Origin of the sequence: Pokkaliibacter sp. CJK22405, assembly GCF_046614695.1 — a bacterium.
Classification (GTDB): Bacteria; Pseudomonadota; Gammaproteobacteria; order Pseudomonadales; family Balneatricaceae; genus Pokkaliibacter.
The window spans coordinates 1-18399 of sequence record NZ_JBKKHQ010000019.1 but is presented as its reverse complement, the minus strand read 5'-3'; the positions used below and the strand labels follow the sequence as shown (position 1 = coordinate 18399).

Genomic DNA, 18399 nt, shown 5'->3' with positions numbered 1-18399 from the left:
CCGGCATGCAATGGCGACGCTTATTTTCAGGCTTTCGTCAGTCTGCACCCTCAGATAACTCGCAAGAGCAGCCCTCGTTCGGCTTCGCTCTCGAACCCCGTATGCTCTTTGACGGCGCAGCCATTGCCACGGTGGCGGAGTCTGCAGCGGCTACCCAAAACGCCGACGCCAGCCAGAACACCTCTGAAAACACCTCGACGACTGATAATGCGGCGTCCTCTGAACAAACCCAGAGCACGAGCACGGATCAGTCCTCCTCTGATCAGCACACCACCGACCAGACTGATCACACTGCAGAGACTCAGGATGCCACCGATCTTGCCCTTGCCGGTGAATCCACCCGCAAGGAAGTCGTCTTTGTTGATACTTCCCTGACCAATTACGAGGATCTGGTCGCCGCGCTCCCTGATGATGTGGAGCTGGTGTATCTCGACCCGACGGAAGATGGCCTGACTCAAATGGTGGATTGGGCCAGCACTCATAGTGGCTACAGCGCCATTCATGTGCTGGGACATGGCAGTGAAGGTCAGATTGACCTTGGCAGCCTGGTATTGGATAGCGACACTGCGACCGCCCGCGCCGATGACCTTGCGTTACTGGGCGCCAGCCTGACAAGCTCCGGCGATATTCTCTTTTACGGTTGTGATATTGGTGCTGGCGAAGGCAGCGTGCTGCTGAACCTGCTCGCCCAGTATTCTCAGGCAGACATTGCCGCTTCTGATGATGCCACCGGTGCGGCGGCCCTCGGCGGAGACTGGCAGCTGGAAATTAGCAGCGGCACTATCGATACCGACACTCTGGCTGTGGAGAATTATAACGGGCTTTTAGCGCAGACCAGTTTTGGTAACTACGCCACCAATTATTCACAGTTCAGCGATGATTATTATATTGGTGCCACCATCGGACAAAGCTTTACCGCGACGCAGACCGGCACACTGACGAGTCTGCAAATTGCCGGCGCGGAAACAGGAACCTATACCCTCACAATTTACTCAGGGCCGAATGGCTCCGGCAGCATCCTGCAAACCATCTCGGGTTTCACCCTAAGGGATGCGGCAGCCAGTGGCTACACCACCATTAACACCTCGGTATCGGTCACTTCCGGGCAGCAATACAGTTTTGTACTTCGCGATGTCTCAGACTCTTACGCCTCGGTGTATGTCGCCAATAATACCTATGGCGCGGGCACACTGATCACGCCGTCCAACAGTACTGATGGCTCAAGAGATATTCTGTTTCAGGGCACCATCACCTATAACGCCTCACCCACACTGTCTAACCTCAATGGCGATACCGTCGATTGGGCGGGCGTGGGCAATACCGTCACGCTGGATGCAGGCGGCGATGCTGTCGTCGGTGATACCGAGAACAACAGTACCAACTGGAATGGCTCCACTCTCACCGTCGGCAGAGCCACGGATCCGCTGAGCAAGGATATTCTGAGCTTTGGGGAGAACGGCTATGTGGTAAATGGCTCAACCCTTGAGACCACAGACGGCACCGCCTTTGCGACCTTTACCAACAGCGGCGGCGTTCTGACCATCACCTTTGATAGCGATGCCACCACCGCCCTCGTGACGGCGGTGACCAAGGACATTACCTATCAGAACGATACTCCGTACGGTGATGCCACCTTACGCTTCACGCTTTCTGACGGTTCACTCAGTACGACTGCCGATGTGACCGTCCACAGTGACACCATCTATGTTGATGCGCCCTATGAGGACAGCAATAACGGCCTGATTGATGGCGCTAACCTGCGTGATGCCATCACCATTGCCAACAGTCAAAGCGGTGAGCAGACCATCGTCTTTGCCTCTTCGCTGGCGAACGGCAATATCTATCTCAACTCGCCACTTACCATCAGTGAAAACGTCACGCTGGATTTCAGTTACGCCAGCGGCCTGGTAATTCGTAGTAACCCCATCAGCATTGCCAGCGGCGTGGTGTTGAGCGTCACCAGTGATACCAGCGATGACCGCTTCGAGATTTCCAATAACCTGACCGGTGACGGCAGCTTCCGCGTGACAGGTGCAGGCCAGGTTTCACTGACCGGCACCAACACTTACGCAGGAACCACTACGGTCGACAGCGGTATTTTTGCGGTTTCCCACGACTACAACATTGGTGCGGGCAACCTGATTCTGAATGACGGCTCCAATTTCCAGGTCAATGCCAACGGTGACATCAGCCACACCATCGAATTTAACGGCAGCGTTAACCTTAAGATTTATCAGATCAATACCTTCTCTGGCGCCCTGATCTCCGATGCGTCCGCCATTATGACCAAGGCCGAGGGCGGCAAGTTGTACCTGAGCGGCGATAACAGCGCCTTCCTCGGCAATGTTGTCATTATCGGCGGCTCGCTGAACCTCACCAGCAACCTGAATAATGCCGCCAGTATTGATCTTCGCTCTGGCACCGATCTCTTTATTGATGGCGACCAGTCCGGCAACACCACCTATATCACCAACACCGCAGCAACGCTGAACGTCAGCAGCACCGGTCACCTCACTACCCAGCAGGATATCAGCCTCAATGGCGGCACGACCTGGTATATCGCAGGAACCCTGACCGCATTGGGTGCGACAGATATTAATGGCGGCGGCACCTTAAAAGTCGACGGCACGCTGGATGTCACCGCTAACGGTTTGACGGTCAACCCAGGCGGCACACTGAGCAGCACTGCTGGTGTCACCACCGGAGTGATTACCGGTGATGTCACCATGAACGGGACACTGGCCCCCGGAACCGCGAACGGTGCCGGTGCTTTGACCTTTAATGGCAACCTTGCCCTGACCAACGAATTTAACGTCAACATTTATGGCAATACCGATAGCCAGTATGACTACATCATCGTCAATGGCACGGTTAGCCTGAGCGGCGCGTCCTACCTCTCGCTGAACCAGAATAATGCCATTGCCCTGGGTTCCCAGTTACGGATCATTCGTAATGATGGCACCGATGCCATTTCCGGCACCTTCGTCAATCAGGCCGAAGGCAGCACAACGAATACCTATTACACCCAATTGACCTACTTCTACGCAGGTGACGATGGAGCCCTGAGTGGAGGTAATGACGTCGTCCTGCGAAGCCCGGTTAACCAGGCCCCCAGCCTGACTGCAACCGGGGCGAATCCAACATTTACTGAAGATCAGTCGGCAGTGGCGCTGTTCACTGGCGTTACCCTCAGCGGGCCTGAATCCAACCAGAATTTTGCCTCGGCAACCCTCACATTGAGCGGACTTGTCGATGGTGGCTCAGAACAGCTGGTGCTGGATGGCACCACCTTCTCCCTGACCGATGGCACCAGCGGCACTACGGCAACCAATGGCCTCAGCTACAGTGTCAGCGTGTCTGGCGCAACGGCAACCGTTACCCTCAGTAAGTCAGACAGCCAAAGTAACTGGCAAAGCTATCTGCAGGGGCTGAGTTATCAGAACACCAGCAACACACCAGCGACGACCAACCGCATCGCCACCCTGACGCAAATTCAGGACGATGGCGGCACCCTCAGCGGTGGTATCGATGCCACTGCTTTAAGTATCGCCTCAACGATCAGCGTGGTAGCAGTAAATGATGCACCGACGCTGGCGAGCGGAGTGACCATCACTCTCACGGCGACCGATGAAAACACCAACAGTACCGATGTCAGCGTGGCCTCCCTGCTGGCATCAGCGTCCTTTGCTGATCCCGATTCGGCCTCCAGCGGTATCGCGATTACCGCCAGTAGTGCCAATGGTTACTGGGAATACAGTACGGATGGCATTAACTGGATTAGGGTAGGCACGGTGTCGGCCAGCTCCGCCCTGCTTCTGGACAGTTCGACACTGCTGCATTTTGAACCTGACAGCTACAATGGCGAGACAGCGACTCTAACCATTAAAGCCTGGGATCAAAGCAGTGGCTCCGCGACAGTGGGCACGAGCAAGTCCTACGCGGACACCACTACGAGCGGCGGCTCCAGCGCTTTTTCCAATAATAGTGCGACGGTATCTCTGAGCGTCAGCAATCTGAATGATGCGCCCTATATCAATGGCGCCAGTGTCGATCTTGGCAGTACTGATGAAAACACCACCTCCGGCAGCTATCAGATCATCAGCTTTGCCAGCACCATCAACTATACCGATGTTGATACGGGCGCCGTCGGCGGAGCTGCCATCATCGCTCAAACCGGTAATGGCACCTGGCAGTACTCATCTGATGGCAGCACCTGGACCGACTTTGGCAGCGTGAGCACAACCCATGCGCTGTTGCTGTCTGCCTTCAATTACGTGCGCTATGAGCCGGATAATGACAACGGCGAGACTGCCACCATTACCTTTAAGGCGTGGGACCGCACCTCCGGCTCCATCTCCGTCACTGGCACGCCCAGTTATGGTGATGCCAGCGTAACGGGAGATACCTCGGCGTATTCAAACCTGAACTCAGTCGCCACCCTTAACGTGACCTCCGTAAACGATGCGCCAACGGTCTCCAGCATTAGCAACCAGAACGCGACGGAAGACTCCGCGTTCAGTTTTGCCGTTCCGGCCAACACCTTTAGCGATGTGGATGCGGGCGATAGTCTGACCTATACCGCAACCCTGGCCGATAACTCCGCGCTGCCGAGCTGGCTGAGTTTTGATGCGACCACTCAGATGTTTAGCGGTACGCCGACCAACGATGATGTCGGAGCCATCAGCATTAAAGTCACCGCCACCGATGGCTCTAACGCGTCGGTCAGCAGCAGCTTTACCCTGACGGTTGCCAACACCAACGATGCGCCGACCACGACAGGTATCTCTGCCCAGAATGCGACGGAAGACTCCGCGTTCAGCTTCGCCATTCCTGCGAACACCTTTAGCGATGTGGATGTCGGCGATAGCCTGACCTATACCGCGACACTGGCCGATAACTCTGCTCTACCAACTTGGCTCAGTTTTGACGCATCGACCCAGACGTTTAGCGGTACACCGACCAACGATGATGTGGGTGCGATCAGTATTAAGGTCACCGCCACCGATAGCTCTAGCGCGTCGGTCAGCAGCAGCTTTACCCTGACGGTTGCCAATACCAACGATGCGCCGACCACGACAGGTATCTCTGCCCAGAACGCGACGGAAGACTCTGCCTTTAGTTTTGCCATTGCGGCCAACACCTTTAGTGATGTGGATGCGGGCGATAGCCTGACCTACACCGCCACGCTGGCCGATGATTCTGCCCTGCCAAGCTGGCTCAGTTTTGATGCAGCCACTCAGACCTTTAGCGGTACGCCGAGCAACGATGATGTGGGCGCGATCAGTATTAAGGTCACTGCTACTGATGGCTCCAACGCGTCGGTCAGCAGCAGCTTTACCCTGAGCGTTGCCAACGTTAATGATGCGCCGACCACGACGGGCATCTCGGCGCAAAATGCGACAGAAGACTCTGCGTTCAGCTTCATTATTCCTGCCAACACCTTTAGCGATATTGATGCGGGCGACAGCCTGACCTATACCGCGACCTTGGCCGATAACTCTGCCCTGCCAAGTTGGCTGAATTTTAATGCGACCACTCAAACTTTTAGTGGTACGCCGACCAACGATGATGTGGGCGCGATCAGCATTAAGGTCACCGCCACTGATGGCTCCAGCGCGTCGGTCAGCAGCAGCTTTACCCTGACGGTTGCCAACACCAACGATGCGCCAACGGTCACCAGCATCAGCAACCAGAATGCGACCGAAGATTCTGCGTTCAGCTTTGCCATTCCGGCCAACACTTTTAGTGATGTGGATGCGGGTGACAACCTGACGTATACCGCCACCCTGGCCGATAACTCCGCGCTGCCAAGCTGGCTCAGCTTTGATGCGACCACTCAAACCTTGAGCGGTACGCCGACCAACGATGATGTGGGCGCGATCAGTATTAAGGTCACCGCGACGGATACTGCCAATGCTGCCGTCAGTACCACCTTCAGTCTGAGCGTTACCAACGTTAACGATGCGCCCACAGTCACCAGCATTAGTAATCAGAACGCGACCGAAGATACGGCCTTTAGCTTTGCCATTCCTGCGAACACCTTTAGCGATGTGGATGCGGGCGATAGCCTAACCTATACCGCCACTTTGGCCGATAACTCCGCCCTACCGAGCTGGCTGAGTTTTGATGCATCGAGCCAGACCTTTAGCGGTACACCGACCAACGATGATGTGGGTGCGATCAGTATTAAGGTCACCGCCACCGATGGCTCCAGCGCGTCGGTCAGTAGCAGCTTTACCCTGACGGTTGCCAATACCAACGATACGCCGATCGTTACCAGCATTAGCAACCAGAATGCGACGGAAGACTCCGCGTTCAGCTTCGCCATTCCTGCGAACACCTTTAGCGATGTGGATGTCGGCGATAGCCTGACCTATACCGCGACACTGGCCGATAACTCTGCTCTACCAACTTGGCTCAGTTTTGACGCATCCACCCAGACCTTTAGCGGCACACCGACCAACGATGATGTGGGTACGATCAGCATTAAGGTCACCGCAACAGACTCTGCGAACGCAGCTGTCAGCACCTCCTTCAGTCTGAGCGTTGCCAACACCAACGATGCGCCGACCGTTACCAGCGTTAGTAATCAGAATGCGACTGAAGATTCTGCGTTCAGCTTCACCATTCCTGCGAATACCTTTAGCGATGTGGATGCGGGCGATAGCCTGACCTATACCGCCACTTTGACCGATAACTCTGCCCTGCCAAGTTGGCTCAGTTTTGATGCGACCACTCAGACCTTTAGCGGTACGCCAACCAACGATGATGTCGGTGCGATCAGTATTAAGGTCACCGCCGCTGATGGCTCTAACGCGTCGGTCAGCAGCAGCTTTACCCTGACGGTTGCCAATACCAATGATGCGCCAACGGTCACCAGCATTAGCAACCAGAACGCGACCGAAGATTCTGCGTTTAGCTTCGTTATTCCGGCCAACACTTTTAGCGATGTGGATGCGGGCGATAGCCTGACGTATACCGCGACATTAGTCGATGATTCCGCCCTGCCAAGCTGGCTGAGTTTTGATGCATCGACTCAAACCTTTAGCGGCACGCCAACCAACGATGATGTGGGTGCGATCAGTATTAAAGTGACGGCAACAGACTCTGCGAACGCAGCGGTCAGCACCTCCTTCAGTCTCAGTGTTACCAACGTTAATGATGCGCCGACCACAACAGGTATCTCTGCCCAGAATGCGACGGAAGATACGGCCTTTAGCTTTGCCATTCCGGCCAACACCTTTAGTGATATTGATGCGGGCGATAGCCTGACGTACGCCGCCACCCTGGCCGATAACTCTGCTCTACCAAGTTGGCTCAGTTTTGACGCATCGACCCAGACCTTTAGCGGTACGCCGACCAACGATGATGTGGGCGCGATCAGTATTAAGGTCACCGCCACCGATGGCTCTAACGCGTCGGTCAGCAGCGGCTTTACCCTGACGGTTTCCAATACCAACGATGCGCCGACCGTTACCAGCGTTAGTAATCAGAATGCGACTGAAGACTCCGCGTTCGGCTTCACCATTCCTGCGAACACCTTTAGTGATGTGGATGTCGGCGATAGCCTGACCTATACCGCGACACTGGCCGATAACTCTGCTCTACCAACATGGCTGAGTTTTGATGCGTCCACTCAGACCTTTAGCGGTACACCGACCAACGATGATGTGGGATCAATAAGCATTAAGGTCACTGCTACTGATGGCGCAAACGCGTCGGTCAGCAGCAGCTTTACCCTGACGGTTGCTAATACCAACGATGCGCCCACAGTCACCAGCATTAGCAATCAGAATGCGACTGAAGATTCTGCGTTCAGCTTCACCATTCCTGCGAATACCTTTAGCGATATTGATGCGGGCGACAGCCTGACCTATACCGCGACCTTGGCCGATAACTCTGCCCTGCCAAGTTGGCTGAGTTTTGATGCATCGACTCAGACGTTTAGCGGTACACCGAGCAATGATGATGTGGGTGCGATCAGTATTAAGGTCACCGCAACAGACTCTGCGAACGCCGCTGTCAGCACCTCCTTCAGTCTGAGCGTTGCCAGCACCAACGATGCGCCAACGGTCACCAGCATTAGCAACCAAAACGCGACCGAAGATTCTGCCTTTAGCTTTGCCATTCCTGCGAACACCTTTAGTGATGTGGATGTCGGCGACAGCCTGACCTATACCGCCACCCTGGCCGATAATTCCGCGCTGCCAAGCTGGCTAAGTTTTGATGCATCCACTCAGACCTTTAGCGGCACGCCGAGCAACGATGATGTGGGTGTGATCAGTATTAAGGTCACCGCAATAGACTCTGCGAACGCAGCGGTCAGCACCTCCTTCAGTCTCAGTGTTACCAACGTTAATGATGCGCCGACCACAACAGGTATCTCTGCCCAGAATGCGACGGAAGATACGGCCTTTAGCTTTGCCATTCCGGCCAACACCTTTAGTGATATTGATGCGGGCGACAGCCTGACCTATACCGCGACACTTGCCGATGATTCCGCCCTGCCCAGCTGGCTCAGTTTTGATGCATCCACTCAGACCTTTAGCGGTACGCCAACCAACGATGATGTGGGCGCGATCAGTATTAAGGTCACCGCCACTGATGGCTCCAGCGCGTCGGTCAGCAGCAGCTTTACCCTGACGGTTGCCAACACCAACGATGCGCCCACAGTCACCAGCATTAGCAACCAAAATGCGACAGAAGATTCTGCGTTCAGCTTCACTATTCCTGCCAACACTTTTAGCGATGTGGATGTTGGCGACAGCCTGACCTATACCGCCACCCTGGCCGATAATTCCGCGCTGCCAAGCTGGCTAAGTTTTGATGCATCCACTCAGACCTTTAGCGGCACGCCAACCAACGATGATGTGGGTGCGATCAGCATTAAGGTCACCGCAATAGACTCTGCGAACGCCGCTGTCAGTACCTCCTTCAGTCTCAGCGTTGCGAACGTTAATGATGCGCCGACCACGACAGGTATCTCTGCCCAGAATGCGACGGAAGATTCAGCATTCAGCTTCACCATTCCTGCGAATACCTTTAGCGATGTGGATGCGGGCGATAGCCTGACCTATACCGCCACTTTGACCGATAACTCTGCCCTGCCGAGCTGGCTGAGTTTTGATGCGTCCACTCAGACGTTTAGTGGTACGCCGACCAATGATGATGTGGGTGCGATCAGTATTAAGGTCACCGCCACCGATGGCTCAGACGCGTCGATCAGCAGCAGCTTTACCCTGACGGTTGCCAATACCAACGATGCGCCGACCGTTACCAGCATTAGCAACCAGAACGCGACCGAAGATTCTGCGTTCAGCTTTGCCATTCCGGCCAACACTTTTAGTGATGTGGATGTCGGCGACAGCCTGACGTACACCGCCACGCTGGCCGATAACTCCGCCCTGCCAAGCTGGCTGAGTTTTGATGCGACCACTCAGACCTTTAGCGGTACGCCGACCAATGATGATGTCGGTGCGATCAGTATTAAAGTGACGGCAACGGACTCAGCCAGTGCCGCTGTCAGTACCTCCTTCAGTCTCAGCGTTGCCAACGTTAACGATGCGCCGACCACAACAGGTATCTCTGCCCAGAATGCGACGGAAGATACGGCCTTTAGCTTTGCCATTCCGGCCAACACCTTTAGTGATATTGATGCGGGCGACAGCCTGACCTATACCGCGACACTGGCCGATAACTCTGCTCTACCAACTTGGCTGAGTTTTGATGCGTCCACTCAGACGTTTAGCGGCACACCGAGCAATGATGATGTGGGTGCGATCAGTATTAAGGTCACCGCCACCGATGGCTCAGACGCGTCGATCAGCAGCAGCTTTACCCTGACGGTTGCCAATAACAACGATGCGCCGACCGTTACCAGCATTAGCAACCAGAACGCGACGGAAGACTCCGCGTTCGGCTTCACTATTCCGGCCAACACTTTTAGTGATGTGGATGCGGGCGATAGCCTGACCTATACCGCCACTTTGGCCGATAACTCCGCCCTACCGAGCTGGCTGAGTTTTGATGCGTCCACTCAGACGTTTAGCGGTACGCCGACCAACGGCGATGTCAGAGCCATCAGTATTAAGGTCACTGCAACGGACTCAGCCAGTGCCGCTGTCAGTACCACCTTCAGTCTGAGCGTTGCTAACGTTAATGATGCACCCACGGTAACAGCCATTAGCAGCCAAACGGCTACAGAGGGTTCTGCTTTTAACTTTACGGTGCCAGCTGGCACTTTCAGTGATGTCGACACCGGTGACAGTCTGACTTACAGCGCCACCCTGGCGAATGGATCCGCATTACCCAGCTGGTTGAGCTTTAATCCGACAACGCAAACCTTTACCGGAACGCCTGCCAACAGCAACGTTGGCAGCCTGCAGATTCGAGTTATTGCAACGGATCAGTCGAACGCTTCCGGCAGCAGCCTATTTACGCTTACCGTGAATGAAAAGCCGTCAGTGACGCAGCCGATTCCTGAGTACCTGATCACACTGGGCGCAACGACGGCTCCAGTGACAACGGTTGTCATGCCAGCAGTTACAACAACCGTGACTGAAAGTACCGTTTTGGATGTCAACCTGACCGCGCCTTTCCAGACCTTAACGCCCGTCAATCAAAACTCTGCCGTAGCCACGGCCTTTAACCAGCCGCTAACCACCCAGACTGGCGCAATCCCAGCCATCCCTTTGATTTTTGAAAGTGGTCGAACTCAGGCGGGTGACAGCGCCCTGCTCTCTGATCGCTTGACGACGTCCGGTGCCTTTGTGGGGTCTGAACTGAACTACACAGGCGCAGTGGATATCACTTCCAGCTGGAATGAATCCGATATTGGCGAGTATGGTTTTGCGACACCCTTTGGAGCCCAACTCAGCATGTTGGAGAGCGACAAAGAACAAAGGCTGGCGGCCCTAGCTCAGGCGCTGGCTTCAATGGGAGTATGATCCCGACAGCATCCTGAGCCTTGTCGAAAGATGCCGCCGGGAGATTACGCCTGTGAGCGATGCCTTATGGTAGTTAAGGGGCTTATGGGCGTGAAGGGAAAATACCTGCTGTCACCACACAGTAACGCAGTACGGTGGTCGGCGGCATGATGTTCATTGGCTGGCTTGCGCCTGCAGTCCCGATAGCAGCCTGCGCGCTAACAGTCGCACCTCCGGCAAGGGCGACTTTCGATGACTCCGACGGATTTTGAACATAGGCTTTAACAGTCTGCAATCCTGCTGCCGGCACTGCTGCCAAGTAACTTCCCTCCGACGGCGTTGATGAAGTTGCAGGCTCGGTCGATGCAATCAGTGCCGTCTGCACATTTTGTACGACAGCCATGTGAGTGTGTGCAGGCATCTGCGCCAGCGTCTGTGTGATTTGCTCATTACCAAACACCTGGCCCTGAACACGAGGGGTCAGACCAGGCCCGGCACCTTCCCCCATGGGAAGCCTGCCTTGTAAATCCGGTAGTTGAAAATTCGTTGTGCCATTACCACCGTACTGCGTACCAATAAGTGAAAACAGCGCAGTATATTGCGCAATAGATAAAAGCTGCCCTTTGGCTTCCATTGTATTTCTGGGGCAGAAGCTAGCGGCCGTTGTACAAATATCAGCCATATAAGACTCTGTACCACAAGCGGCTGCCGCTTTTTCCGGTGAGCTCATAAGCAATAGTGAAGACAGTGAAAGCATGCCTAATTTCAGCATGACGGCATGGGATAATTTCATTGTTATAACCTCTCAATCCTGTGAATTCTTTTACTGAATAGCCGTCGATTAATTTCGCGAAGGATAGATTCCCTGATTAGCGATGCAATAACGAACTACAGTGGTCGGCGGTATTTTGGACATCGGCATATTTTGCCCTGCCACCGACAGAGAAACGCCAGCCTGACTGGCGGGCATGGCTCCCATGGTCACAGTATTTGCCCCGGCAGAACTGGCATATAACTTGGCGCTAGAGGTTGAGGTCGGGCCAACAACAGTGCCCAGCGCGTAACCATTGGCCGGAGAAGAAGACTGGGAACTGTCAGTCACCGCACTGAAGACAACTTGCCCAGGAGCAAAACTAATGGAGTGATTATGGACAGGCAGATTGGATTGCAGTGCAGTGACTGTCTCCGCTCCAAATACCATCCCCTGTGTTCTGACCGATAAACTAGTACCTGCGCCCTCTCCCATCACAAAGCGGCCACTTAGATTCGGCAAGGCAAAGGTAGTCTGGCAGTTGCCACCATAGGTACAGCCCAGCAAAGAAAACAGTGCTGTATTAGAGCTAATGGCGAGGAGCTGCCCCTTCGTTTCATAGGTGCCTTTGGGGCAAAAACTTGCGGCAGTCATGCAAACTTCCCCCAGATCCACATCCAGGCACCCTGCCTGAACACCAGCGGCTCCGGCACTGGCGCCCACTATGAAAAATAGGCTTAAGAGCCTTCGTCTTGAACTTTCCATCTTCACCTCCTTGGCGACGTTTCACACACCCGGATACAAGACCTGCGTTCATAAATAGGCAAAAAAAACACGGCTGGCAAATGCTTTTCCGGCTTAAAAAAAACATTGAATAGATATCTTCAAAGTCCTCCCTGATCTGATGAAAAAGTTGCTTTTCGGCCTCCCATTTGACTCACATCCTTAATTCTTTTTTTTGGCATCATCCTTATCTTGCCTATTTGTTAAAACCCATTTATTTGTAACCCTATTGAATGTCTATCCTTTTATCTTCACCCTTTAGTAGCACGTTATTAATGGTTGAGACTGGGTTGCTCGGGGAGTACGACTCGTGGCCAATTTTGAAAAAACAAATGGAATGCGAAGTAAGGCTAAGACCTTATTGGGCAACACTCTCAAAAGTCTGAGTAAAAAGGACGTTTCAGAGCAGCCTGAGCCCACAATGATGGGCTATGCGCTTGAGGCTCGCATGTTGTTTGATGGTGCGATTGCCGCCACCACTGAAGCAGCTGCTTCGCAAAACACCACAGATACGAACACCTCCAGCTCGGACTCATCAGCGACTTCTGAACATACGGATAACGCCGCCAGCGATCAGAGCAAAGCGAATAGCGATAGTGCAAATAGCGATAACAACACTGACTCCAGCGAGCTGCCCACTGCGATCAGCGCCCTGAGTGACGTGGCTTCCACGAGCCGCAAAGAAGTCGTCTTTGTTGATACCTCAGTCAGTGATTATGAAACCCTGCTGGAAGGCATCCCTGACTCGATGGAAGTGGTTCTGCTGGACAGCAGCAGCGATGAGCTATCGCAGATGGCAAGCTGGGCCTCCAGCCACCAGGGCTACGATGCGATTCATATCCTTAGCCACGGTTCGGAAGGTGCGATCCAGCTGGGCGGCCTGACACTGGATAGCGACACAGCCACTTCCCGCAGTGCCGACCTTGCGACACTGGGCGCCGCACTCACTGACTCCGGAGATATTCTGCTTTATGGCTGTGAGGTGGCTGAAGACACCGGAGCTGCCTATATCCAGCAACTGAGCCAGCTGACGTCGGCAGATATTGCCGCCTCAACCGATACGACAGGTGCCGAAAGCCTGGGCGGTAACTGGACGTTGGAAGCCGCTACAGGAAGCATTGAGTCAGAATCACTGGCCGTTACTGATTACTCCGGGCTGCTGGATGAGACAGTTATTGGAAATATGGGGGCTGACGCGACCAACGACAGCGTGGGAGGCTTCAGTATCGCCCAATCCTTCACCGCGACCATCACAGGCCAATTGACAGAAATCCGGATCGTCAATGCAGATTTTGACGATGGCTCTAGCTGGACCTTAAAAGTCTACGATGGGGATGGCGTATCCGGTACTCAGCTAGGAACTACACAGACAGGTGCCTCTTTCGGACAAGATGCAACCTCACTCACTGGCTATTCAGGGTATTCAAGCATTGTGCTCGAAACCCCAATAAATATTGTGGCTGGACAGCAATATACTTTTTCATTTACTCCCGCAGGTGCTCTCGATTTTCTCTATGCCGATTCCAGCAACTACAGCGGCGGCAGCATGTATTACAGCTTTGACAACGGCGCAAGCTATGACAATAGTGGTGGCCAGTATGACGTTATTTTCTCCGTGGTTCAGACCACCAGCAGCATTGATGCCACCTCCACCCTCACAAGCAGCAGCGCATTAACCGAACCCACAACCATTGCCACAACCTCAACAAACTCAGGATCCGCCACAGCGCTGCTCGACTTTACCATTAATGACCTGGGCACCAGTGATGGCCTTGCCACCAATGTCAGCAGCGTCAGTGTTGCTGTCAGCGGCACCGCCACTGCGGCCGAGCTGAATAACATGACCTTCACCCTGAGTGATGGCACCTCGACCCTGGGGACAGGCACTTATAACAGCGGCACGAATAGCATCGACTTCAGTGGCGTCAATCTTTCTATTGCTGATGGCGGTAGCAAGACCTACACCATTAGCGCCTACTTTAGTGATGATACGAACTCTGCGGATATTACCGAAGGTCACACAGTTGGACTGAGTATCGGCACATCCAACCTGACCCTGGGTAGCAGCAGCTCAAGCTTCGCCAGCGGAACCGATGTCAGCAACGGCTCCGGAGCGGCCATTGATATTACGGCAACTCAGCTTGTCTACAGCCAATCTCCCTCAAGCACTGTGGTCAGTGGTAGCACCTTTACGACTCAGCCTACTGTTTATGCGGTGGATGCCCGCGGCAATATCGACAGTGACTACACGGGCACCATCAGCCTGACCGAAGACAGCGCCGGGTCCCTGAGCGGAACCACCAGCAAGGCGGCAGTCGCAGGGGTCGCAAGCTTTACCAACCTGGCCTACACCGCGAGCGCAGATCAGGAAACCCTGGCACTGACTGCGTCCAGCGGTGCGCTCAGCAGTGTCAGCTCTGGCAGTATTACTGCTGATGTCGTGGCGACCAAGCTGATCTACTCAACACAACCCACCCCCACGACAATACAAAGCGGAGACAACACCTCATTCACAACGGCTCCCGTGATACTGGCCGTTGATGCGAACAATACGGTCGACACTGGCTACAGCACTGATATTCGGCTACAAGTGACAGACCCTAATGACGCGGTGATTGATGGAACAGTGAACAGTATGACAGGCACTGGGGACACGGATGGCTCAGGCACTACGGTCACTTTAACTCCCGTGAATGGCGTCGCCAGCTTTAGTGGACTGACACTGCAATATACCAACTCAGGTGCAACTGAAACGCTGGCACTGCTGGCGACTTCCGGGTCACTCACCAACACGATCAGTAGCAGCATTACCTCAACGACCAATAGTGCACCAGCCTTCACTAATCTCAATGGCAGTGTTTCCTACACAGAAAATGGCAGTGCCGTCGTTCTTGATGGTGATGTTTCAGTCAGCGATACCGAGCTGGATGCACTGAATAGCGGCAATGGTAACTACGCAGGCTCGAGCCTGACGCTGGTAAGATCCGGCGGCGCCAACAGTGACGATACTTTTATCGCTACGGGCCTGTTATCGACGCTGACTCAGGGCAGCGACCTGAGCTACAACGGCACAGTCATTGGCACGGTAACCACTAATAGCGGCGGCACACTGGTCATCACTTTTAACAGTAATGCCACTACCGCTCTGATGAATCAGGCAATTCAATCACTGGCCTACAGCAATAGTTCGGATAATCCGCCAACCACCGTGACACTGAACTGGACGTTTAATGACGGCACCATTAACAGCACGGGTACCAACCAAAGCACGGTGAACATTACCCCGGTGAATGACGCCCCCACCATGACCGATGGGACCACCATCCACTTTCCAGGTACGACAGAAGACACCACCAGCAGCGCGATAGCGATCTCCAATATTTTGATCGCTTCGGGCTATGCAGACGTTGATAGCAGTGCTCAAGGCATCGCCATTAATGCGACGACTGGCTCTGGGACCTGGCAATACTCCACCGATGGCGTGAACTGGATTAGCGTAGGCTCCGTGAGTTCCACCAGTGCACTGCTGTTAAGCTCCACCAGCCAGATTCGTTATGTTCCAGATGGCCAAAATGGCGAGACCGCGACGTTCACCTATAAAGGATGGGATCAAAGTCAGGGCACGGCCAGCTCGTCGATTCGAAGTACAGCAGATATCACAAGCTCCGGTGGCTCCACAGCATTTTCAAGCGCGACATTGACCACAACCATCGGCGTTTCCAGTCAGAACGATGCACCGACCCTAACGAACGGCGCAACAGCCACACTCACTGCGACCGATGAAAATACCGCCAGTAGCGGCACTCAGCTGAGTTCATTACTGACCAGTTTGGGCTACAGCGATGTGGATACCGGTGCTATCTCTGGCCTCGCCATTACCGGCAGCACCGGCAATGGCAGCTGGCAGTATTCGACAGATAACGTCACCTGGACAGGTATTGGCTCAGTATCTGCCAGCGCAGCGTTACTGCTCTCCTCCAGCAGCTATGTACGCTATGTGCCAGACGGTAGTAATAGTGAGACCGCAACCTTAATCGTGAAAGGCTGGGACCAGACTTCTGGAACGGCATCAACCGCAGGCTCGCCGAGTCAGGCTGATAGCACCAGCACTGGCGGCACTACGGCCTTCTCCACCAACTCCGCGATCCTGTCGCAAACAGTCACTGCGGTTAATGATGCCCCTACGCTAACGAACAGCACGGTGACACTAACCACAACCAATGAAGACAGCAGCTCTGCTGGTGTCACTATTAGCAGCCTGCTTACGGCCTCGGGATATGGTGACGTCGATACCAGCGCGAACAGCGGTATCGCAATCAGCGCGGTATCAGGTAATGGCTCTTGGGAATACAGTACTGATGGTGTGACATGGGTCAGCGTGGGCACTGTATCGACAAGCTCTGCTCTGCTGCTGAGTTCATCTGCACAGATTCGCTACAGCGGCGATAACGCTAACGGCGAAACAGCCACGTTCAGCTTTGCTGCCTGGGATCAGACAAGCGGTTCAGCCAGCACCAACAGCACGCCTCAGACTGCCGATATTTCAACCCGCGGCGGCTCTTCGGCCTTCTCCAGCTTGGTATCTCAGGCCTCCATCACAGTGACCTCGGTGAACGATGCTCCTAGCCTGTCACAAGCAACCGTCAGCCTTGGCTCTATCACCGAGAATGCGTCAAATACTCAGCTGGTGAGCGACCTTCTTATCTCCGCAGGACTGGCTGATGTTGATACTGGCGCACTTTCCGGCATTGCTATCACAGCTCTCTCAGGTAACTCCAACTGGCAATACAGTACGGACGGGACGACCTGGCTAAATATGGGCAGTGTCTCATCCAGCGCTGCATTATTGCTCAGCAGTTCTTCCTATGTTCGCTACTCCGGCGACACCTATAACGGTGAAACGGCCAGCCTGACGATCAAGGCGTGGGACCAAACCACAGGAACAGCAACATCGGGCGGAATAAAAGGCACAGCGGATACCTCTACCAGCGGTGGCACCAGTGCCTTCTCCGCTGACAACACGACGTTCTCGCTGACGGTGACCGATATCAATGACTCACCGACGCTCAATGGCGCCACCGTGAGCATCGGCTCGACCGACGAAAACACCACTTCAAGTGCTTATCAGATCAGCAGTTTCTCAAGCGCGATCAATTACAACGATGTGGATACCGGTGCGGTGGGCGGCGTTGCTATCACTGCGCTGAATGGCAATGGCACATGGCAGTACTCCACTGATGGCACAACCTGGACAAACGTTGGCTCTGTCAGCAGTACCCAAGCGCTGCTGCTGGCCTCCACAGACTACGTGCGCTATATGCCCGATGGTGATAACGGCGAGACTGCCAGTCTGACGGTCAAGGGCTGGGATCAAACCAGTGGAAGTGCCTCCGTCAACGGAGCCCCAAGTTACGCCGACACCTCTATTGACGGCGGTTCCACAGCGTTCTCCTCTCAAACATCCATCGCCAATCTGACGGTAACGGCTGTCAACGATGCGCCGACCAGCATCGGTATCAGCAACCAGACCGCTACTGAAGATGCCGCCTTTAGCTATACCGTTCCAACCAACACCTTTAGCGATGTGGATGTGGGCGATACCCTCACCTACTCCGCCACGCTGGCCGGTGGTGGTGCGCTGCCGAGCTGGCTGAGCTTTGATGCGGCGACCCAGACGTTCTCCGGTACGCCCACCAACGCCAACGTCGGCGCTATCAGTGTGATGGTTACCGCGACTGATGGCTCCAACGCCTCCGTCAGCAGCACCTTTACGTTGACGGTTGGCAATACCAACGATGCCCCGACCAGCACGGGCATCAGCAACCAGACCGCGACGGAAGACACTGCCTTTAGCTTCACGGTACCAACCAACACCTTTAGCGATGTGGATGTGGGCGATACCCTCACCTACTCCGCCACGCTGGCCGGTGGTGGTGCGCT

4 protein-coding genes are annotated in these 18399 nt (G+C 54.5%); 2 read left to right on the top strand and 2 right to left on the bottom strand.

All coding sequences use genetic code 11. The annotated features are described in order from the left end of the window. Positions 1-5 precede the first annotated feature (5 nt). Entirely contained in the window at positions 6-10946 is a 10941-nt protein-coding gene (locus ACKC9G_RS14135) for a putative Ig domain-containing protein (RefSeq protein WP_411406482.1), read from the top strand. An 82-nt stretch (positions 10947-11028) separates the two neighbouring features. Here ACKC9G_RS14135 and ACKC9G_RS14130 read toward each other — a convergent pair whose 3' ends face one another. Both ACKC9G_RS14130 and ACKC9G_RS14125 read right to left on the bottom strand, forming a co-directional pair. Then, positions 11029-11718, bottom strand: coding sequence for a phage tail protein (locus ACKC9G_RS14130; RefSeq protein ID WP_411406480.1), 690 nt, complete (start codon positions 11716-11718; stop codon positions 11029-11031). Positions 11719-11766: 48 nt separating this feature from the next. Continuing rightward, on the bottom strand, positions 11767-12330 hold the full coding sequence (locus tag ACKC9G_RS14125; RefSeq protein WP_411406479.1) for a phage tail protein: 564 nt from the start codon (positions 12328-12330) through the stop codon (positions 11767-11769). Between the two features lie 550 nt (positions 12331-12880). Between ACKC9G_RS14125 and ACKC9G_RS14120 the strand changes: the two genes are divergently transcribed. Then, positions 12881-18399: DUF4347 domain-containing protein (locus ACKC9G_RS14120; RefSeq protein ID WP_411406478.1), on the top strand; the 5519-nt coding region annotated here is incomplete at its 3' end.